Annotated in this window: 17 protein-coding genes and 1 pseudogene; 4 read left to right on the top strand and 14 right to left on the bottom strand. The window is 43.1% G+C overall.

Annotation, left to right across the window (positions count from 1 at the left end):
* Positions 1–19: 19 nt before the first annotated feature.
* The 5 genes and pseudogenes from QP794_RS13930 to QP794_RS13910 form a co-directional block, all read right to left on the bottom strand.
* Positions 20–139: pseudogene (locus tag QP794_RS13930) on the bottom strand (tRNA-binding protein); the annotation flags it as partial.
* Positions 140–180: 41 nt separating this feature from the next.
* Positions 181–1173: an aldo/keto reductase gene (locus tag QP794_RS13925; protein WP_285077392.1), complete on the bottom strand. Its 993-nt coding sequence runs from the start codon at positions 1171–1173 to the stop codon at positions 181–183.
* Positions 1174–1417: 244 nt separating this feature from the next.
* Positions 1418–2326, bottom strand: coding sequence for a helix-turn-helix domain-containing protein (locus QP794_RS13920; RefSeq protein WP_285077390.1), 909 nt, complete (start codon positions 2324–2326; stop codon positions 1418–1420).
* A gap of 16 nt (positions 2327–2342) precedes the next feature.
* Entirely contained in the window at positions 2343–3344 is a 1002-nt protein-coding gene (locus QP794_RS13915; protein ID WP_285077388.1) for a LacI family DNA-binding transcriptional regulator, read from the bottom strand.
* Positions 3345–3472: 128 nt separating this feature from the next.
* Positions 3473–4459, bottom strand: a complete 987-nt coding sequence (locus tag QP794_RS13910; RefSeq protein WP_285077386.1) for a Gfo/Idh/MocA family protein — start codon at positions 4457–4459, stop codon at positions 3473–3475.
* Between the two features lie 180 nt (positions 4460–4639).
* Between QP794_RS13910 and QP794_RS13905 the strand changes: the two genes are divergently transcribed.
* Positions 4640–5491, top strand: coding sequence for a MurR/RpiR family transcriptional regulator (locus QP794_RS13905; protein WP_285077385.1), 852 nt, complete (start codon positions 4640–4642; stop codon positions 5489–5491).
* 238 nt (positions 5492–5729) lie between these two features.
* Here QP794_RS13905 and QP794_RS13900 read toward each other — a convergent pair whose 3' ends face one another.
* The 4 genes from QP794_RS13900 to QP794_RS13885 all read right to left on the bottom strand — a co-directional run bounded on the left by QP794_RS13900 (position 5730) and on the right by QP794_RS13885 (position 12047).
* Positions 5730–6446 (bottom strand): amino acid ABC transporter ATP-binding protein, encoded by a 717-nt coding sequence (locus QP794_RS13900; RefSeq protein ID WP_373456367.1) that lies wholly within the window; start codon positions 6444–6446, stop codon positions 5730–5732.
* Positions 6447–6450: 4 nt separating this feature from the next.
* Positions 6451–7896, bottom strand: a complete 1446-nt coding sequence (locus tag QP794_RS13895; RefSeq protein WP_285077382.1) for an amino acid ABC transporter substrate-binding protein/permease — start codon at positions 7894–7896, stop codon at positions 6451–6453.
* A 352-nt stretch (positions 7897–8248) separates the two neighbouring features.
* Positions 8249–10486 carry a M1 family metallopeptidase gene (locus QP794_RS13890; RefSeq protein WP_285077380.1) on the bottom strand — a complete coding sequence of 746 codons (2238 nt, stop codon included), beginning with the start codon at positions 10484–10486 and terminating at the stop codon, positions 8249–8251.
* A 175-nt stretch (positions 10487–10661) separates the two neighbouring features.
* A complete protein-coding gene (locus QP794_RS13885) occupies positions 10662–12047 on the bottom strand; it encodes an MFS transporter (RefSeq protein WP_285077378.1) in 1386 nt (461 codons plus the stop codon).
* A gap of 111 nt (positions 12048–12158) precedes the next feature.
* Here QP794_RS13885 and QP794_RS13880 point away from each other — a divergent pair, with 111 nt between their 5' ends.
* The gene (locus QP794_RS13880; protein WP_285077377.1) at positions 12159–13049 is read left to right on the top strand and encodes a LysR family transcriptional regulator; all 891 of its coding nucleotides are present in this window, start codon (positions 12159–12161) and stop codon (positions 13047–13049) included.
* Positions 13050–13118: 69 nt separating this feature from the next.
* On the opposite strand, the gene QP794_RS13875 is transcribed toward QP794_RS13880, so the two are convergent.
* From QP794_RS13875 to QP794_RS13865, 3 genes are all read right to left on the bottom strand, one after another.
* Complete coding sequence (locus QP794_RS13875; RefSeq protein WP_285077484.1) at positions 13119–13490, bottom strand: iron chaperone; 372 nt, start codon at positions 13488–13490, stop codon at positions 13119–13121.
* A 109-nt stretch (positions 13491–13599) separates the two neighbouring features.
* Positions 13600–14193, bottom strand: a complete 594-nt coding sequence (locus QP794_RS13870; RefSeq protein WP_285077375.1) for a YdeI/OmpD-associated family protein — start codon at positions 14191–14193, stop codon at positions 13600–13602.
* A gap of 236 nt (positions 14194–14429) precedes the next feature.
* Positions 14430–15056, bottom strand: coding sequence for a hypothetical protein (locus QP794_RS13865; RefSeq protein WP_285077373.1), 627 nt, complete (start codon positions 15054–15056; stop codon positions 14430–14432).
* A gap of 284 nt (positions 15057–15340) precedes the next feature.
* Between QP794_RS13865 and QP794_RS13860 the strand changes: the two genes are divergently transcribed.
* Positions 15341–15715, top strand: coding sequence for a BlaI/MecI/CopY family transcriptional regulator (locus QP794_RS13860; RefSeq protein WP_079344546.1), 375 nt, complete (start codon positions 15341–15343; stop codon positions 15713–15715).
* A 9-nt stretch (positions 15716–15724) separates the two neighbouring features.
* The gene (locus QP794_RS13855) at positions 15725–17077 is read left to right on the top strand and encodes a M56 family metallopeptidase (protein ID WP_285077370.1); all 1353 of its coding nucleotides are present in this window, start codon (positions 15725–15727) and stop codon (positions 17075–17077) included.
* A 196-nt stretch (positions 17078–17273) separates the two neighbouring features.
* Here the strand turns inward: QP794_RS13855 and QP794_RS13850 are convergent, their stop codons facing one another.
* Positions 17274–19325 (bottom strand): glycoside hydrolase family 16 protein, encoded by a 2052-nt coding sequence (locus QP794_RS13850; RefSeq protein WP_285077368.1) that lies wholly within the window; start codon positions 19323–19325, stop codon positions 17274–17276.
* 200 nt (positions 19326–19525) lie between these two features.
* Entirely contained in the window at positions 19526–21097 is a 1572-nt protein-coding gene (locus QP794_RS13845; RefSeq protein WP_285077367.1) for a response regulator, read from the bottom strand.
* Position 21098: the final 1 nt, after the last annotated feature.

Genomic DNA, 21098 nt, shown 5'->3' with positions numbered 1-21098 from the left:
AATATGACAAAACGCTCTATTAACCAATCGGTGTCCCAACGGGCAGTTCGATATCTGGTTTTAATAGAACAACATCACCTTTTTGGGGTATTCCTCCCAGAACCAATACTTCTGAATTGAAACCGGCGATTCGCCGAGGCACGGATTTTGCCCAAAAATACACTGCCATGCCAACTGCTATTACTTAAAACCAACATTAAGTCCATATACCGGATGAGGTACATAATGCTCTTCCAGACATGCAATTTCTTCAGAAGTTAACGTAATCGCCAGAGCTTCGGCAGCATTTTCGAGATGGGATATCTTCGTAGCGCCAATAATCGGAGCTGTAACCGGATCCTTGTGCAGCAACCAGGCAAGGGCGATTTGGACCCGGGGAACGCTGCGTTTTTCTGCGATATCTGCAACCTGCTCTACCACCAACCGATCGGTACTGGCTGTTGCATCGTATTTTGCTTTTTGCACCTGATCCGTTTCAGAACGCTTTGTCGTTTCCTCCCAATCTCTGGTCAGTCGACCAGAAGCAAGCGGACTATATGGAATCACACCAATTTTCTCTTCCTGACAAAGAGGCATCATTTCCCTTTCCTCTTCACGGTAGATCAGATTATAGTGATTTTGCATCGATACAAATCGGGTCCATCCATTTTTCTCAGCGACATATAAAGCCTTTTGGAATTGCCATGCGGACATGGCAGAAGCGCCAATATATCTTGCCTTCCCTGCTTTCACCACATCATGTAATGCTTCCATAGTCTCTTCGATCGGGGTATGGTTGTCCCAACGGTGAATTTGATACAGATCCACATAATCGGTACCCAGTCTCTTGAGGCTCTTGTCGATCTCACTCATAATTGCTTTTCGAGAAAGTCCAGCGCCATTCGGACCATCATGCATGCGGGAAAACACTTTTGTCGCAAGGACAATTTCATCCCGATTTGCATAGTCCTTGAGAGCCCGCCCCAGGATCTCCTCACTTGTTCCACTTGCATATACATTTGCTGTATCAAAGAAATTAATGCCGATCTCCAAGGCTTTTTGAATCACGGGACGACTATTCTCCTCATCCAATACCCATTGATGAAATCCACGCCCTGGTTCACCAAAACCCATGCAGCCAAGACAAAGCCGAGATACATCCATACCTGTATTTCCTAATTTGACATATTCCATTAGTTAATCCTCTCCTCAGTCTCAGTCTTTTTGGTTGCTACAACGTCGTACCCATGAGTCAAGAATAACAAGAAAAGAGATACGTTTCTTTGCTATTAAGTTCATCTGATTTGTTTATTTAGCCCATTTGTCTCTATAGATAAACAAAAAAGCGCTTCACGACATTTTATCGCGAAGCGCTTTACACAATAACGTTATATAACCATAACTATCTTTTTTAAAGGCTGAAGAGGTCCAGATGAGCTTATTTTACATTTTCCTCACTGTGCTTGCATTGCAGCCTATACTCCGACGGTGGAAGCCCAAACTGAAGTTTGAATACTTTGGAAAAATGGGCAACGTTTTCGAAACCTGTTGAGAAACAGACATCCGTGACAGACAGAGACGTCTCTGCCAGCAGTTTTTTGGCTTTATCCAGTCTCTGATTACGAATATATTTCAGAGGTGAAGTATGGTATACAGCCTGAAAGTCCCTTTTGAAGGTAGACAGGCTTCTGCCGGACAAATAAGCCAGATCACTTATGGATATGGGATTGGTGATATTCTCCTCTATCATTTTGCCGAAGTTACTGTTTATATCATGATTCGGCTGCAGGAGTTGCTGTAAGAAATGCTCATTGGCATTCGCCAGATGAAACAGGAGTTCCATGAATTTGATCCGTACCAGCCCGTCATTTACCTCTTCCGGTGTTTCAAAATAGGGTTTCAATGACGTTATATAAGAGCGAGTGAGCTCATTGACCGGAATAACGGATACTGGAATGAACTCATTTACGATCTCTGTCGGTTTGAAACCAGAGAACTGAACAAATTCCTCAAGCATATTTTCGTTCAGGAAAAACATCATGTAGTCCAGCATGAATTCAGAGCCGAGTTCTCCCGACTTTATGTAATCAATTCGAATGGATTTGTGAAGAAAAACCATTTCATTACTGCGCAAGGTGTATTCCTGATCCTTGAATCGAACCGTATACACGCCAGATATGACGAACAGCAACATGTGATCTTTCAGAAAATAGGAACCTGTTGTCCCTTGTGTGTGCAAACAAAATTTAATGACGGATAACCCGTTCTGCTTTAAACTTCCTTGCTTGTCTGGTGCACGTTCCAGCTCTTGTGGTGCCTTGATTACTTTTTTGCTTCTCACGGACATGAGCAGACCCGCCTTTTTAGCTTTTCATTATAGAATAACAGGAAACAGAGTCACGTTCGACACACTGTATATTGACCTTATAAGTCGATTCTACAGCCTCACCTTTTAACATTTGAAATAATACGTGTCCGGCAAGGGATCCGGCATCTGTTTTGGGTTGTCGAAAAGTGGTAAGCGGTGGATTCAGGTATTCGGATAAATGTATGTTGTCAAAACCGATAATGGATAGATCTTCAGGTACGGAGACCTGATTTTCTTTAAATGCCTGCAAGCCTCCAATGGCCATTTCATCATTTGCAAAAAAGACCGCGGTTGGAAGTTCTCCTTCCATTAACATCTTGGCTGCGTTGTAGCCGCCTGTTTTTATAAATTGTCCGCCTAATCTCCAATTCTTATTCTCTTCCATTCCTGCTTCATGCATAGCTCTCAAATAACCCTGATATCGCATCAAATTGCACTCCGAACTTAAAGGTCCACTGATATACGCTATTGCACGGTGCCCTTTATCCAGCAGGAAACGGGTTGCCATATAACCACCCTGCTCATCATCCATCAGAACATTTACTATATGTTCACTGTGCAGTTCCCGATCCATCACAACAATAGGAAATTCCGTGTCAGCAGCCTGCAGCAACAATTCATCTTCAATATTTTCAGCGATTACAATCACGCCGTCCAGCCTTCTCTCCCTGATGAAGCGTGCGGCTGTCGATCGATCTCCACCTAACGAACTGCATACGATCAGGTCATATCCCTGACTTATGGCGACGGATTCAATCGCACTGACCAATTCGGAAAAATAGGGGACGGACATATCGTGAACAATAATACCGATGGTTTGTGTATTTTTTCGCTTTAATTCGGATGCGGCTCCATGCTTGATGTAATTAAGCTCATTTGCCGCTGCAAGTACTTTCTGTCTTGTGTGCTCACTTACATATTTCTTGCCGTTAAGTACACAGGATACGGTTGAACTTGCGACACCCGCTAACCTTGCTACATCTTTAATCGTTATCATGAAATACTCCCCAAGAAGACTGTTATTGGTTCACTGGTAAATGCATTTTATCTCATTCACCGCATTTTAACACGTCATCTTGGGAAATGCACAAAAAGATACAATCGATCAAAAATTTCAAGGATATATTATAGATCAGGTCCAAATACAAGATTTGCGGATTGTTTGGCTTGTTCAATAACCTCCATCACCTTCTCACTATGCTTAAGCATAGCAGTAACCTTCTCCAGATCTTGCTCACGGATTATACGCTCGAATTCAACAAACTCGTCATACATCCGATGAGGGTGATCCTTATGATCTACTCGAACCGGTGTTTCCATATGAAGCGCTAAATCAAAGGATTCGCATTTATTCGCCGAGCTCGTCATGTGAATATATCCTTTATTACCTTGTATGTTCATTGCATTGGGAGCTGAGCTGTCTTTAGAGCCTATACAAACGCACTTGAATTCACCATAGTCCAGAAGCAACATGCCTGAAGTATCAATCCCGCGTTCCATATTAGCCCAGTAATCGACCTTCTTCGGGCTCCCGAAAAGCCCCACGACCAGATGAATATTATATAAATTAATGTCCATTAAGGCTCCACCAGACATTTCCGGATTAAATACCGGCAGCACTTCTCCGGCCTGGAAAGCCGCATAGCGGGATGAATATTGGGAATAGTTGCACTCCACGATTTTGATGTCACCCAGCTTAGGCAAGTACTCCTTCATGGATAAATAATTCTTCAAGTATTGGTTTGAGATGGCTTCAACCAACACAAGCTCTTTTTGCTGTGCAATCTCTTTGAGTTCAAGAAATTCTTGCAGATTGGAAGTGAACGGCTTCTCACAGATGACATGTTTGCCACCCAATAACGCTTCTTTGGCATAAGCATAATGAAGATGATTTGGAAGTCCGATATAGATCGTATCTACTTCGTCATTCGCAATCATATCGCCATATTCCGAATATATACGCGTAATACCATACTGCTCTTGCAGAGACAGCAATTGTTCCAAATGACCAGGTCTGGAGCATATGGCCTCCAACGTAATTGCAGGAATTTCATGAATAAAACTTAATAGATCCCCTACAATCATTCCGGCTCCGACAATTCCTAATTTCATGTGAATTCCCCCTAAGCCTCTTTTTCAATTATTATAGAAGAACAAAATCCTCCATAGGAGCTTTGAAGAAATTACGGTACTTTTGACCAATGTTATGTATTCCTAATGCCCTTTTTTCAAACAAAATGTTTACTGAACGCTCTACATCAACGTTATTTTAATGAATCCGGGGTGAACCTGTTGAAAATATTGACTCAATTAACAGACATGAACAACTTTACACCAAATGAAAAAAGCATTGCTTCTTATATTCTGACGCATAAGGAGCTCATGCTTCAGTTCAATATTCAAGAGCTTGCCAAAGCTACATACACATCACATTCTGCCATTAACCGCTTAACTCATAAGCTTGGACTGACGGGGTTCAAGGAGTTCAGTATTAAGCTTGCTCGAGAGTTTCAGCAGGATGCTCAGAACATCTCCAATATCGATCCCAATTATCCATTCGCTCTAGGTGAATCCTCACTCCAGGTAGCAAAAGATATTGCTGAATTAATGAAAGAAACGATTGAGAAAAACTTTGCCTTTATGGATGAAACCTCTCTATCAGAAGCAGCCCATTTGCTGGATCAGGCGAAACGAATTTTCATCTATGCATTGGGTGATTCTCAAATTCGCGCGAAGAGCTTTCAAAATAAACTGATTAAAATCAATAAATACGTCGTGATTACAACAGAGCTATTCGAATGGGCCTACCACACCATCAATCTGACATCACAGGATTGCGCCATTTTTTTGACCTACCATGAAAAATCGCCCATTTTCCTAAAAGCAGCTCAACATTTCTCGCGAGAAAAAATTCCATTCATCACGATTACCGCTAATCATCAAAGTGAGTTGGCCAAAATGAGTACGATCTGTATTCAGGTGCCGAATGATGAAACAAAACACGCAAAGATCGGTACATTTTCATCACAAATTGCCTTCGATTACGTATTAAACGTGATTTACTCCTGTATTTTTCAAATCGACTACCCCAAAAACATGCAAATGACTGCACATTCGTTGGAAAATTTCCATTTGGAAGAGTGATTCGCATTCATGTGATCCGCTTGCGTTGCATCATAATGCTTCTGGGAGATGGGAGATATCGCCCTCCACTCACTTGTCCGAAACCGATTGGTTTATGCGACGGCCGAAGAGGCCAGTGTTGATTGAAAAGAATGCTAAATACACCCCTCAGAATTTCATCGGTAACCTAACGGTTTTTCCAATGTCTATTCTAAGGGGTGCATTTCACTGATCTTAAAAAGGGTTTTAATTTGGCGTTTTAGAGTACTTTCTCCAGGAAGCTGATCGTGCGCTCATTCTTCGGATTTCCGAATATCTCTTCGGGAGTCCCTTGTTCTACGATAAATCCACCATCCATGAAGATAACCCGATCCGCAACTTCACGGGCAAACCCCATCTCATGGGTGACGATCATCATCGTCATGCCTTCGCTCGCAAGGTCTTTCATTACACCAAGTACTTCGCCTACCATTTCGGGGTCAAGCGCTGATGTTGGTTCGTCGAATAACATAACATCAGGGTTCATGGCAAGCGCCCTTGCGATAGCTACACGTTGTTTCTGTCCGCCTGATAGTTGATTTGGATAGCTGTCTGCTTTATCCGACAAACCAACACGATCAAGCAAACGAAGTGCGGTATCGCGGGCTTCTTTTTCATTTAATATCCCCAGTTCTCTGGGTGCAAACATGATATTTTTAAGCACGCTGAAATGGGGAAACAGGTTAAAATGCTGAAATACCATACCAATATTCTCCCGTGCTTTGTTAATGTTGGTTTTTGGATCATTCAGATCCCGATCATCCACAATAACCCGTCCAGCTGTAATCTCATCTAATTGGTTAATGCAACGCAAAAACGTACTTTTGCCCGAACCTGAAGGTCCGATGACACAGACAACCTCACCCTCGAGGACGGACATATCAATTCCCTTTAGAACCTGATTCGAACCGAAACTTTTCTTTAATCCTTCAACCATAATTTTACCCACGACGAACCTTCACCTCCAGATAATCAGCGATTTTAGTCAATGTGATGATAACAATCAGGTACATAATCGCAACAACTAACCAAATGTCAAAAGAGGCAAATGTTCTTGCGATGACAATTTTACCGGATTGCGTCAACTCCACAAGGCCAATGACGGATAAGATCGACGTATCTTTCAGTGTAATGACCATCTGATTAATAAATGAAGGGATCATAACACGTATGGCTTGAGGAATTACGATCTTCATCATGGCTTTACGATAAGGAAGACCCAGTGAACGGGCGGCTTCCATCTGTCCACGGTCAATCGATTGAATCCCGCCACGAATAATTTCGGTTACGTATGCCCCTGCGTTCAGACTCAGTGTCAGAATGGCGGCCAGGAACAGCGGCATCGTAAAGCCCATAGCCTGCGGAATCCCGAAATAGATAAAGAACGCGAGGACAATCAATGGTATCCCGCGGAAAATATCCACAAATACGGTCGCAACACCACGAAGGAATTTATTTTGTCCCACTTTCATAAAGCCAAATATCAAGCCGATGATAAAGGCAAAAAACAGAGATACAATCGTATATAAGAGTGTGTTTCCCAAACCTTTGAACAGCGCAGGAAGCGATTTCTGAATCAATTCCCAACGACTCTGGGTTGCCACTAGGGCATTTTCACCAAGGTACTTCTCTTTAATACGTTCATACTCGCCGCTTACCTTAATATTCGTTAAACCCTCGTTAAACATCTTAAGTAGTTCCTGATTCTTACCCTTACTTACTGCAAATCCGTAGGAAGCCCCATCTTCTCTGTCAGTAACGATTTTCAAACCGTTATTCTGATTTACCCCAAACCTTAAAACAGGTTCATCTTCAAAACATGCAACCGAATTACCGGTTTTCACATCATCATACATCTGCGAAGAATCATCAAATGGAACGATGGTGAAGCCATATTTTGAGGAAATGGATTCAGCAAAGCTGTATCCTTCTGTGCCCGTTTTCACGGCGACCTTTTTACCGCGAAGATCTTCGTAGCTTTTTACAGTATCATTATTGGCACTTATCCCCATCATTACGCCTGATTGATAATAAGGCTCTGAGAAATCAAACTTTTGTTTACGTTCATCCGTAATACTCATTCCCGCGATGACGCCATCTACCTGATTGGACTCAAGTGCTTGCACTGCTGCATTAAATCCCAGGGCTTTGATTTCATACTTGAAATTCTGGTCTTTGGCGATGGCATCCAGCAAATCCATATCAATGCCTACATAATCCCCATTTTCATCTTGATATTCAAACGGTGCAAATGTAATGTCCGTGCCGATCACATACGTTTTTCCTGAATTGGAGTTTGCATTGGCATCCCCCGACCATCCGGATAACCCCGCTACTAGGAGCAGAATTAGTGATAGTACAAAAAATGAGACCTTGGTTGTTTTCATATGTCCTCCTCATCTCGGCGTTCTCCGAATTCTGATCATTTTCTTGTCGTTCATGTTACTCTCGTTCATTTTCAGGTGTCTTCACACATTATATTGTTATTATTTGCAGGATATTAACAAATTAACAATCAATGCTCTCCCTTATATTCTTCACTTTCCTCCGCAACGTTATATTTTACATCCATTTAAAGATCCACGTTATATTTACCCTTCAGGATAGCTTTTAAAAACCTAAATTCAACTTAAATAAAAAAGTCGCCATATAGGCGACTCTATAACAGACGATATTATGATCTTCCCATGACAATTGCCAAAGGATTTTAATCTTTCTTTATAGATTGAACACTGCAAATTATTCTTCAGCAAAAAATTTTGAAAGTGGATTTTCCACTTTTTTATCCAGTGTTACCTTGCCGGTCTTATCAAGTACATAGTACTGATAATAAGCGTTCGTGAATCCAATGGATTCCTGCATTTTCATCATAAACGATTCAAGACTGCCACCGCTCAGAAGATCTTCATTCCAGAAATAGTGCAGCATTAAGCGATTCTGATTATAAGGATGTTTGATTATATACGCTCCGGCTGCCGACGGTTGATTCATGGTCGTCTTCCATTGAAAGCCGATACGGGTGGCACGGTCCATGATGCTGGGTTTCAAAGCTTGTACAAAACCATTGGATTTGGCATTACCAATTACAATCAGATTGCTGGTGGCCAGCTCCTTTTTCATTTTTTGCTTCAATACCGAACGGTCCCGAATCACATCATACTTCACTCCGCTTAAATCCAGAAGAGTTGTCAGTTGTTTAACCATAGCTTCCTGTTGTTTGCTCGCTGACTTGCTCATCTGATCTCTCAGCACAATGGCTAATGGCTCACCTTGAAGGGTTTTGTCCATCACGCGGCTCATGGTTTCAAAAGGCAAATTCGGAACCTGAGTTAAGGCTGATTCATACAGCAATTGAAATTGATCATGCAGATATGCAGCTTTCTCCTCCTTGGACAGTTGATATTCAGGCTTCAGCACAAAATTGGGCTCATACAAAGCCGTCTTCATTTCCTTTCGCGCCTCTTCCCCCAGTACATCTTCTATAGTTTGGAGAAATCCGTCAATCGTAGCGTTTTGATACACATAGCGTTTAAAATACTCTTTCATAAATGCATCAAATTTCTCTTCCCCGACGGAGCGGTACAATTGGTATATCGCTTGGCGACCTTTATCGTAATAAACAGGGCTTGCCAAATCTCCCACTTCATCATTGGTAGAAGCAATGGCTTTATCCACCGTGGAATCGTCAAATTGGATGGATTTGAAACCATTCAGCTTATCCCCGTGCTTCTCAGCAAAATAAACTTTGGAAAAATCCGCAAAGCCTTCATCCAGAAAGGACTCCGTCTCCGAATCATTTCCGATTAACGCATGGAACCACTGATGTGCAATTTCGTGGACAAATACCGTGTCCTGTTCAGGAGCCGCGTTTATTCCGATTTGTCCCATTTGAATGGCCCTAGAATACTCGATAGCCACACCTTCCACATACGACTCAACAATTCGGAATTCAGGATAAGGGTATTTACCGTATTTGTCGCTGAAAAAATCAATGGCTTTGAATGCTTGGTCAATATATCCATCAACGATCTTTTTCTTACCTGGCTGGTTATCAAAATAATAATACTCTACGGTGAGGCCATTGCGGGTTACGCTGTCCACTTTGAAGTTTGGGCTGGCAAAGAAAACAAACTCCCTTGTATTCTTTGCCACGGTGGATACCACTTTCCGCCCTTTCTCCACGTCATCTTGTGTAGTTAACGCACCAGGCATCATTACCTGATATTGATCGGGAACATTGAACTGAACTTCATAATCCGCGGACGTATAATAATCCGTTTCAAAGGTTTGACTATATGGTTTGCTATCCCATTCATGCTTGGCCTCGTTATAAACTGACATCACAGGGAACCAGTGAGCCCCATTAATAATATCTTTATAATACGACAAGCGCTGTGAGCCATAGGGAATCTTCAGATTGAAATGGACTTGAACCGAAACGGATTTTCCGGGCTGAAGAGGCTGCTCCAGTTTCACCGTCAAGGCTTGGTTTTTATTACTGAAATCAAGGGCTTTCCCGCCGGTCGCCACCTTCTCAATATCAATGCCTCCAAGAAAATCTTCCGGCTTCTTATCAGGATTATTTTTGCTGATTTCTTCATTTGAACGTGTAAACATGCTCGTCTGTGTCGATTTCGAAAGGTTGGCATCCGCGTAAGTATGAAGAACCAGCTGATTCAATGTATCTTTGCTTGTATTTCGGTAAGTAATGGATTCATTGCCCTGAATCGTCATCTTCTTCTCATCCAGCCGGGCTTGAATTCGGTATTGAATAGGCGCCTGAGCATTAACGTCGTCTGCGGCTTGTGAAATAGCAGATACAGGAGATGCTTGAGCAGCAGCACTACCCGTACTTATTAATGGGCATGCGGTCAGAATCAAAGCGAGTGCGGTGACTGCTGTTATTTTGACTCGATTGGATGTTAAGGAACGTGAATGATTGATATAAATCTCTCCCTCGAATGATTTTTGAAGCACAAATGCAAGTATAGGAGACCAACCTTACACTGATTTAATGTGTATCTTAAATTTCGTTTAAAAAAAGTGGCTATTTGTATTAAATGAGCATGATGAACGATTATCCAGGTTGGGAGAAATCGGTTTTCGTTATGCTCCGTCCTTTTTTCATTTACTCATAATGATAAATTTAACGCTATAACACTTGCTTTCCTGATATTCTCTGGAGTCGTACGGTCATCAAGATTAAAGATGCAGCTAATATCGTCAGGATGATTCCGAGCGTTTGGAAACCGATAAAACTGAAAGTATCTCCCATGACAATGCCAATCAACAATGACGACAAAATAGTACCCAGATATCTCGATGTATTAAAAATACCCGATGCGACACCAATCATTTCTTCGGGTGTGCTCTTAAACAAAGCCGCCTGCATACCGACACTGTTCAACCCGTTACTTATACCAAATACAGCTAGGGGCATGATTACATTCACAACCGGCGAAGCTTTATCCAATACCACAATCATGATGGACCCGAGCGTCATTAACACGGCAGAAACGATCAAGGCTGGTCGTGTCCCTGATTTGTCAATCCACCGTCCTGCTAGAGGAGAGCTGATGAGTGAACATAAACCGAGGGTGAGCATGATTATTCCTGTATGAACTTCGTTGAGATGGCGAACCTGCTGCAAATAAGATGGTATGCCAAAAAACAGAGCGTAAAACAGAGTGTTAACCAGCATAAATTGTACATTTACCCATGTCATCTCGGGATGTTTGGCAAATACCCGCAGCGGAATAAAGGGGGACGCCGTTTTCCATTCATGCCGTATAAAAGTCGCTAATGCAATCAAACCGACTCCGCCTGCCATAAGGTGCCATGTTGAAAGATGTCCGGTTGAATTAACTGAAAGCAAGCTCATTAGCAGAGTTACCAAAGCGATTGTGAACAAAAGTATGCCTGGCGCATCAATCAGCAGGAACCATTTCCTGATGGATATGTCACCATGGTTGGATATGAGTGCCCCATCTTTGGGAATCGTTTTCCAGGCGATTATAAAGCTTGCGATTACCAATGGAATATTCACAAGGAAAATGCTTGGCCAGTCCCACCAGTGAATCAATACACCACCAATAAAAGGGCCTACCGCTGCTGCACCAGACAGAAACATTGCGAGGACTGACAAGGCGGCAGCCTGTTTCTCAGTAACATGGATTTTTACAATCGCCATGCCAACGGCTACCATCATGCTTGTGCCAACAGATTGAATGATGCGGATTACGATGAGCCACGAAAAATTTGGAGATAACGGAGCTAACATGGAGGAAACGAAGACAACAACAAGACCAGTAAGGAAAATCTTTCTGCGGCCGAACAGATCACCGCACTTGCCCATGACAGGTTGAGCCACAGCACTGGCAATGTAAAAGGAAAAAATGATCCACGAAACTGCCGTAACATCAAGTAAATATACTTGTTGAAGTCTTGCAATCGCTATAGATATCATGGAGGAATTTAACGGATTCAACATGATTCCCAAGCCGACAGCTAACATTAACCATATATTTCGAGTGTTCATTATGTGTGCACCTCCTTCTTCTGTTGTCATCTTAATGGAATTCCTTTATTTATTCCAACGCATTTTATGTTATGATTTGATGAACTAAAAGGAATAAGAGAGTGGTGCGAAATGGAGCTTCTTCAACTACGCTATTTTTTGACGTTAGCCCGGTGTGAACATGTTACGGAGGCAGCGGGTAAGTTGCATGTCACTCAATCTTCATTGAGTAAAACGATACAACGATTGGAGGATGACTTGGGAGCACCATTATTTGATCGATTGGGCAGAAAGCTGCGTTTAAACGAATTCGGAAGAACATTCCTTCGACGGACCGAAAAAGCCCTATTCGAATTAGAACAGGGAAAACAGGAAATTGCGGATCTCTCCAACCCGGATCACGGCAAACTTCAGTTGGCGGTCACTACAGCAAGCACATTACCAGGGATCTTGCGGGAATTCCGCAAAAATAAGCCGAATGTACAGTTTCATGTACAAATGGTTACTTTGGAAGACATGTCCACGCTTCTTCATCGAGGCGAAATTGATTTTTGCCTGTCCTCCCCTCCAATCCAGGGTGATGACATCGAATGTCAGATGCTCTTCTTGGACCCTATTGTCGTAGCTGTGCCTCTGGGTCATCGATATGCGGATCGAAGCAGCATAACATTAGCAGAGCTTAAGGATGAGTGGTTTGTGGGGGTGAAAAAAGGATATGGTATTCGTGATTTGGTGGACTCCAAATGCCTGGCGGCCGGGTATGTACCGAAGTATGTTTACGAAGGAGATGAACCTGCAAGATTAACTGCACTTGTGGAAGCCGAGATTGGGCTTGCCTTTATACCAGGTACAGCAAGAAATCCACAGGAACGCATTGTATATCTTCCAATTGAGGATCAGAACCTTGTGCGGGAAATTGCTTTATTGTCGCTTAAAAACAGATATATCTCGAAAGCAGCTATCGCGTTTCGCAGCGTTGTTATAGACTATTTTGGTGGAATGTCCCAACCAATTCATGATTGACCATTGCAAAGACCCCGCTCATCATTGAATGTCTGAGCGAGGTCTTTTCTGATGTAGTATCCGCGATGCCTATTTCCGCCAAAAAGTTGAACAGTCTGCCTTTTCCGTAATATTGAATTCAATCATTTTCCCCAGTAATGAGAAATCAACCGGGCCATCCCACCGGATACGCACCAATTCTTTGGTATGATCATAGCCGGCCTTCACAATTTCGTCGGAAAAATGATTAATGCCAGCCTTTTCAGGCGCCACAGCCAAATGATGCTTCGATACACTAAATCCGATAATAAATGTGCCATGATCGGTAAACATGGGCTGATTCCACGCTATCTTTGGCACTAAATTTGGGTACTCCTTGGTAATCCATTCTAGAACTTCTTCCGTTCGATCCCGATGTCCAAGGTTATCAATACGTGCTAAATATTCTGCAAAAACTTCCATCATATCTTCTCCTAACCAAGATTTATTTCGCATACTTCATCTCATATTATCATGAAAATGATTTTGAAAAACCCTTTGGCCTACATTCACACCAAAGGGTTAAAGTACATTAATCATTTAAACCTTTTCCGTCCAGAATTTGCTGCGTATATTTCTCAACCCTTGATACCCGGGTTTTGGATTGCTTGGGTTGGGAAAAATAAAATAGGTATGCTCGTTGACGTCCAGGCGTCAATGCTTCAAAAGCCTCTTTCAAAGCAGGATTTTCATCCAATTGATGTTGAAACTCTTCTGGAACATCATAATCTGTATGCTGTTTAAGAGTTACTTTCAAGCCGGTCTTTTCAACCTCAATGGCTTCTTGAATATACTCTTTCAAGATGTTTTCCATTTCAACGATCTGTTGAATATTGGTGAACCGAATTTGCCGGGCGGACTGTACATTCTCTGTTTGTTGGACTAGGATGCCCTGCTTGTCCTTTAATAAGGCACCTTTGTGAAACAGCAGCGCACAATATTCTTTAAATCCATGAATGATCACCACGTTTTTATTCTCCAACGTGTAACAGGGATGCATCCACTTAAAGTCTTCGGTCAGACCGCAGTCAAGGATAATCTCTCTTAACTTTACCGATTCTTCCTTCCACTTCTTTGCTTTGTTTAAATATCCATCAACTTTGGGGTTTGTTTTATTCGTTGTCATCAGGGACCATCCTTCATCATTCTAATCATATGGCGACACATCCAGCGAATGGTTATTCTCGTTCGTAACGTGCTCTCTACATATGATTGCCAAGAAAAAACCCTTCATTTCATTCAACACCATGTAGCGTCGCTTAAATATTATGACACCATTCGCTGTCTGGTCAAGACTAGCTGTAATTCAGCTTATATACGATGTGTCCTTTTCCCACCGCATGGCACCAAACCCTAAACTCTCTAGGCTTTTGCATATTGCAAAATTGCCGTCGCTGCACGAATTCGCAGGTCTTCTTCTTCGCTCTGCAATGCCTTTTTCAGAACATAGAGTGCTTCTTGAATTGTGTCTTCACCTACCCTAACTGAAGAATGATTTTCTTCTCCAGTCGTTGTGGAGGGGATTGAAATCCAGGGGTCCAGTTGCGCCTGAGTAATTGCATGTTCGAATTTCGCAATGATTGAATCATGACTAACTAGTGCCAATACTTTATCATTTAACTCTGATAAGGGAAGACGACCTAGCCAGGTAACTCCTCGCCGGTGGCATATGTATTCCTCTCCGGTACCATTGGAATCATCGTAAAAATAATCGCCCAAATCTCCAACGTATGCCCATTCATCATCGTTTACCAAGACGTAGTCTCCATCCTGCATGATAGACACAAAAGTATGGAGAGTTTCCAGGACATCACTAAGTTCCGTCTCTCCTATCCTATAGTGTTGAACCAGTTGCTCTTTCCATTCTTCTGCAGGCTCATGCTCCAAATCTCCTGTTGCAGGCCAACCAATGCCGATAAAGTTATTCTCCAGAAACGAAGCATTCCAGTTGATCTCTTGCAGTACGGATTGTATATGAAACAGATTCATGTGGTTCCTCCCTATTGTGATTTCAGGATGTATGCCTAAGTATATACTCCAGACATTCGTCTCTGCATTAAAATAAATCGCAGATTGAGCTTACTATGTACACTGACACGCCCTAACAGAACAACCTTCCGATTGATATTTATAGCTAGTACAATCCATCATCTGTTGCTCCTCAACATTTTCGACACTTGACTATCTACTACGTGATGTAGTAAATTGATCGTACTACGTAGTGTAGTAATACCATTCGTTATGGACGCATAGCGATGTAAGGAGTGTTCACCGTGAACCAACTTCAAAAATTATCAGATACTGAAATGGAGCTGATGGAAGTCATCTGGGAGTGTGAGCCACCTGTCACCTCCACCGAACTGCTGCACATGTTTTCACAAAGAGGTAAAGCATGGAAAGCACAAACGATCTCCACGTTTCTTTCTCGGCTGGTAGACAAAGGGGCGCTAACAGCTACAAGGCATGGACGTACCAATAAGTATGTCCCCCGTATTTCCCCCGAAGATTACAAGCTGTTGGAGACACAACAAGTCCTGGATGGATTATATCAAGGCTCGGTAAAAAATTTGATTTCAGCTTTGTATGATGGCGACAAGCTCTCTGACCAAGACATTGCAGAGCTGAGACAATGGTTTTCGGAAAAGTAGGTGTAGTCTATGAATACCCTTCTTGTATTACTGTCTACTCTAACTGTTGCCGGAAGTGTCATCGTCGCTTTCATTTTGTTATTACGTCTTGTTCCCTTTCAAGTCTTCCCTGCAAAATGGCGTTTTGGAATTGGGAAAATGGCTTTAAGTCTATATCTATTTCCCGTCTTTCTTGTTTTTAACTGGATTTTTCCATTATTCACTTCTAGTACTACAGTAAACGAGTTACCCTTAAATGTTGAACATGTATTCCCTGGAGCATTGAATCCGGCTCCTGCCATTCAGGTACAGACCATTTCGGCAAACGTTGCTCTCGTTTTTATATGCTTATGGGTAATCGGAGCCATAGCTTTTATAGCATGGCAAATCTATTGTTATCGCAGGTTTCTCAAGAAATTAAAACTTACGCGAACCACTGTTCCGAATAACAGTGAAGTGGCTATGCTGCTCCCGGTAATCAAGGGCAATCTGGGTCTCAAGAGCGAGGTTAGGCTTGCTTACAGCGCTATGATTCGCAGTCCTTTTCTAATCGGGCTGAGAAAACCTACTATTTATCTGCCTGTGAAGAATTCTGCAAATGTGGATATCGGTATGGTGTTCCATCATGAACTGATCCACCTGAAAAGGAAAGACCTATGGATCAAGGCGCTCATATTAATAGCTCGTGCATTGCATTGGTTCAATCCATTGGTGCATATGCTTTCCAAAGATATTCAGACATGGAGTGAACTGTCCTGCGATGAAGAAGTTGTAAAGGGAATGTCCTATGCGGATCGTAAACGCTATGGAGAAACAATTCTTAACGTAGTGGCCGGATCAAGGAGTTTACCTTTACAATTCTGCTCCTCTTTATCCGGGGATGGGAAACAACTAAAAAGGAGATTAACTATGATGCTTAACGTAAAGAATGTGAATAAGAAAACCTTTGTTATAGCGATATCAACACTATTTCTAGTAACTGCAATTACTACGGTGTCAACGGCTTGGGCTTCCAGCAATACTCCCAGGGTGGTTGCGAGTGAGGAAGCTTCCCAGGTAACACGTTCAACGGAACAGGCGGTTGTCCGCGAAGAAACTCCTGTAGTAACACGTTCATCGGTACAGGCGATTGTCCGCGAAGAAACTCCTGTGGTAACACGTCCATCGGAACGGGTGGTTGTCCGCGAAGAAACTCCTGTGGTAACACGTCCATCGGAACGGGTGGTTGTCCGCGAAGAAACTCCTGTGGTAGCACATCCATCGGAGCGAACAGTGGTCCGTGAGGAATCTTCTGTGGTGTCACGTCCATCGGAGCAAACGGCGGTCCGTGAGGAACCTTCTGTAGTCCGTAGTCCAGCGATAGAAGCTTCTAATAGTCATTAAAATCATTTTTAACCGATTGGAAAATAACTAGGCATTATATACAAAATTGAAGCAGCCTTCGTTCAACAATTGAACGAAGGCTGCTTCATTATTTTAAGAAGAGAGATACTATTTGAATTGAATAGCTCCCTTCTCAAACAGTAATAGTTATGGTGGATAGCCTTAACACGACCGCATCGTGGAGACGTCTGTCTTATTACTGTGCTTTATACACACGTACATAATCCACTTGCATCGTTGCCGGGATATCGGACGCGTTTGGCGTACGCCCACCGTCGAAGTTTCCGCCGATTGCCAAGTTCATAATAAGGTAGAACTGCTCATCGAAAGGTGCGTTCGGATTATTCGGTGCAGCTGCGGAATACCACTGCTGGTTGGTGACTTTATAGAAAAACTTGCCGTCGACATACCATTTAATGCTGTCCTCTTCCCAGACTACCGAGTATACATGATAATCATTGGCAAAAGTTTGCCCATCTGGGAAGTGGTAATCGCCACCCGAAGACTGGTTCACAGGCCATTGTCCGCCAAAGTGTATGGTTCCGCTTACAGATCCTGGCAAACGTCCTCTCGCTTCCATGACATCGATTTCACCCGATGCTGCCCATGTGCCATATACAGAATCTTTAGGAAGCATCCATAGTGCCGGCCAAACTCCATCGCCCGTAGGCAGCTTGGCACGAAAATCTACTCTGCCGTACTTCAAGGAGAGTTTATCCTTGGTGTTAATCTTACCGGAGGAGTACTGTGCATACCGATTCGGATCCTGCGGGAAAGATTTGCTGTCGTTCATGGCTTTGATATTCAGCTTTCCGTCCTGTACAAATACATTTTGGGTGCTGTTCGTGTAATGCTGCAGTTCTGCGTTGCCCCAACCCCAGGTAGCAGGATCGTTATTGAGATAATAGCCTGTTTCATAGTTCCATTTACTTGTATCAAGCGTAGTTCCGTTGAATTCATCCTGCCAGATGAGATTCATACCCGAGATAGCCGGGTCGGTTGGTGTTCCGATGGAGATATCCTCTTGATCCGATACATCCGGGCGAGGAGCATTTGGATTACCGATGAAGGTATAGTTCACGAAGTTGTTGCCGATATTTCCGCCCGCCTGTCCGTTCAACGGATAGCCGATACGGATTTGCATATTTTCCTGGATTGGCTGGAACCAAAGGCCATAGATATAATCAGCCCAGTATCCCCACTGATTGGCATCAGACATATTGTTGTAGCCATTACCGGAGTATGCAAATTTGCTCTGACTGGAGTTACTCAAATCCACCCATTGACCATTAATGTTAATCTGGTATACGAAATTGCCCAGTTCCTTGGCGATTGCCGCACCTCCGTCAATTTTGGGAAGCGGTAACCCAATGGAACCATTTGCATCTGCTGTAAAAGTTGTTCCTTCGTATGGCGTAATGACATATGAATTTCTTGTCGGTTCATTAAAGGTAATTGTATAAATGAGGTTAGCCGAAGAAGTCTTTGATTCCAATTTGACATTGATCGACTCCGTTACGGTAAACCAGTATCCGCCCCCACCATCGGTGAATTGGCCGAAGTTGTGATCATAGATCCAGCCACTGGCTGCGTTATTGTCAATATCAATCCATGTGCTGCTGTTTACAGGTTTTACATACACCTTCAGGTCATCAGCTACGGCTTCATAGGTTACCGCAGAATCATTATTGAACGTTGGATATGTAAAGCCTGCACCGCCTGTGAAACTTGCTGTAATCTGCGGCCCTTGTGTTGGGCTCATAGCCGTAATCGTTGTTTTGTTAATGTTTTGGAATACAAGCTGATATTCTAGCTTAACACCATTGTTGGCTTTGGAGTACAGTTGAATTTCGGTTGTTGCGGAAAGCGTGAACCAATAACCATTGAAGCCGCCATCGCTCCAGTGCCCCCAGTTTTGGTTATAGATATAACCGCCTGCCTGGTCAATATCAACCCAGTTGTTACCCACTCTCACATTGACACCCACGTCACTGTATACATCGTTCCACGTAGCGGAGCCTCCATTAAACTTAGGCATAACAAATCCGTAGCTGGCTTTGCCAACCCCAGATTTTGAAATAACAGGTCCATCTGCTGGTGAGAAGTACTCCATTGAAGTAACTGTGGTTCCAGCTGCTTGAACTTTCGAAGTTGGCAAAATGCCAACACTAGCCAGCATCACAACCACTAAGAACAAACCAAAAACCTTCTTCATCAACCGTTTCTCCGCAAAGTGAGATGGTTTCATAATTGCCCTCCTTTGATAGAATCATAGTTTCTCCCAATCTATGCGTATAAAGGAAATCGCTTACATGGGGGAATATCTTTATTCTATCGAATAGGATAATCTGCTGAAAAGGTACATTTATTTTTGTTGTATCCCATTTTTTTGGGTTTTGATGCATATGCATACTCACCCCATGGTATTTCCCAAGTAAGCATGCTGCCTCAGGGTGTTGAGCTGTGGTACTGCACTTCACGTTCTGCCTTTTGCCTCATCATTTGTCTGTACTCTGAGGGTTGGATCTGCATCACGAGGCGAAAAGCTCGTGTAAAGCTTTTGTAGCTTTCGTAGCCTACCATAGAAGCTACCTCAACAATTTTATAATCGGTTTCGGCTAGGAGCCGCCGCGCTTTATCCAGACGCACATCTCGCAAGTATTCGGCAAAGCCTTTGCCAATATTTTTCTTGAACAGATTTGAGAAATAGGCATAATTAAGTGACACATGATTGGATACCATTGCGAGGTCCAGCGGCTTATGGTAGCTCTCATGTATAAAACGTATGGCTTCATTTAAGTCCTGCGAATTGCGATAGCTGCATTTATATTCAAAATAGAACTGATTTAACCGAAGCAGCTGCTGCTGCAGTGCTTGAATATAATCGCGCATCCCCGGATAATCAAAGAGATTACGCAAAGACTCAAGATCCAGCGCCTCCTCCCCCATATAGGGGCGAATAACACGCTCGTATTCTTCCATCATCTGCACGGTAGCGCCGCAGAGCTGCTGCGTATAGCGAATATGATAGCGCTGCAGCACATTTTTGTGAAATATTATGGAAATGCCTTGAGCGATTTTACCACTGTTGTCGGTCCCTACGGATTGGAACAGATCATAGAGCTCTTCATAGGGAAGCTGCCACTGCTGCTCCATATGCTCAATATGTGCTGGCAGGATGCTGTACTGATCTGGAAACAGGTAACTATGGCGGTATAGCTCAAGTACTTGTGTATAGCTGCCTGGCAGCACCTTTAATCCCTGCTGAGGGTCAGTCATAACGGTTACGGCATCGATCATTCCTTCCTTAAGCGCCGCTGACAAAGCATCCGGGTCTATGGCTGCATCCACTGCGAGGATCAGATAAGGGCTGTGTTGCAGACAAATACAACCTTGTCTACCGAACACACCATAGGCAATAGCTTCCATGCTATGGACGTTGCTCGCCCCGGGCTGATTAATCCAACATTTCTCCCGCAGCAGGCATAGACGATAATTGGACCATAAGGAAGGATTTTGTTCCTGGATTTGCAGAGTCCAAGTCTCCTCGTTTAATGCTCCCTGCATAAACATTCGTAATTCTTTACGATCTGTCTCTCGGGCGAGACGGGATACATGCTGCATGTTATGCCTAAGTACCAGCCGTGTTTGGAGTTCTTGCCATATATGCTCTAACGAAGTTTGCAGATCCTCCCGTTTCAGGGGTTTTAGCAAGTACCCCTTTGCCCCAAGTTCAATAGCTTTTTGGGCATATGTAAAATCACTATAACCGCTAATAATGAGGTATTCCACCTCAATGCGCTCCTCTTTGGTTTGTGCCATGAGGGCAAGTCCATCCATATCCGGCATCCTAATATCGGTTATAACGATGTGGATGCTGTGCTGGCGCAAAAGGTTTAGCGCCTCAATCCCGCTCGCCGCACAGTAAATGTTGTTCAGTTCCAGAGGAAATTGAGGCAGCATCGCCTGCAGACCATCACGTATATGCTTTTGATCATCCACAATCAGAATATTCATCATT

This window comes from Paenibacillus sp. UMB7766-LJ446 (assembly GCF_030226665.1).
GTDB lineage: Bacteria > Bacillota > Bacilli > Paenibacillales > Paenibacillaceae > Paenibacillus > Paenibacillus vandeheii.
Note: the sequence above shows the minus strand (reverse complement) of the source record. Positions and strands in the feature narration are given on the sequence as shown.

Excerpts from the sequence above, each read along its gene's own strand:
- QP794_RS13925 (WP_285077392.1), bottom strand. The coding sequence starts at position 1,173 with ATGGAATATGTCAAATTAGGAAATACAGGTATGGATGTATCTCGGCTT.
- QP794_RS13920 (WP_285077390.1), bottom strand. The coding sequence starts at position 2,326 with ATGTCCGTGAGAAGCAAAAAAGTAATCAAGGCACCACAAGAGCTGGAA.
- QP794_RS13915 (WP_285077388.1), bottom strand. The coding sequence starts at position 3,344 with ATGATAACGATTAAAGATGTAGCAAGGTTAGCGGGTGTCGCAAGTTCA.
- QP794_RS13910 (WP_285077386.1), bottom strand. The coding sequence starts at position 4,459 with ATGAAATTAGGAATTGTCGGAGCCGGAATGATTGTAGGGGATCTATTA.
- QP794_RS13900 (WP_373456367.1), bottom strand. The coding sequence starts at position 6,446 with ATGGTTGAAGGATTAAAGAAAAGTTTCGGTTCGAATCAGGTTCTAAAG.
- QP794_RS13895 (WP_285077382.1), bottom strand. The coding sequence starts at position 7,896 with ATGAAAACAACCAAGGTCTCATTTTTTGTACTATCACTAATTCTGCTC.
- QP794_RS13885 (WP_285077378.1), bottom strand. The coding sequence starts at position 12,047 with ATGAACACTCGAAATATATGGTTAATGTTAGCTGTCGGCTTGGGAATC.
- QP794_RS13880 (WP_285077377.1), top strand. The coding sequence starts at position 12,159 with ATGGAGCTTCTTCAACTACGCTATTTTTTGACGTTAGCCCGGTGTGAA.
- QP794_RS13875 (WP_285077484.1), bottom strand. The coding sequence starts at position 13,490 with ATGGAAGTTTTTGCAGAATATTTAGCACGTATTGATAACCTTGGACAT.
- QP794_RS13870 (WP_285077375.1), bottom strand. The coding sequence starts at position 14,193 with ATGACAACGAATAAAACAAACCCCAAAGTTGATGGATATTTAAACAAA.
- QP794_RS13865 (WP_285077373.1), bottom strand. The coding sequence starts at position 15,056 with ATGAATCTGTTTCATATACAATCCGTACTGCAAGAGATCAACTGGAAT.
- QP794_RS13855 (WP_285077370.1), top strand. The coding sequence starts at position 15,725 with ATGAATACCCTTCTTGTATTACTGTCTACTCTAACTGTTGCCGGAAGT.
- QP794_RS13850 (WP_285077368.1), bottom strand. The coding sequence starts at position 19,325 with ATGAAACCATCTCACTTTGCGGAGAAACGGTTGATGAAGAAGGTTTTT.
- QP794_RS13845 (WP_285077367.1), bottom strand. The coding sequence starts at position 21,097 with ATGATGAATATTCTGATTGTGGATGATCAAAAGCATATACGTGATGGT.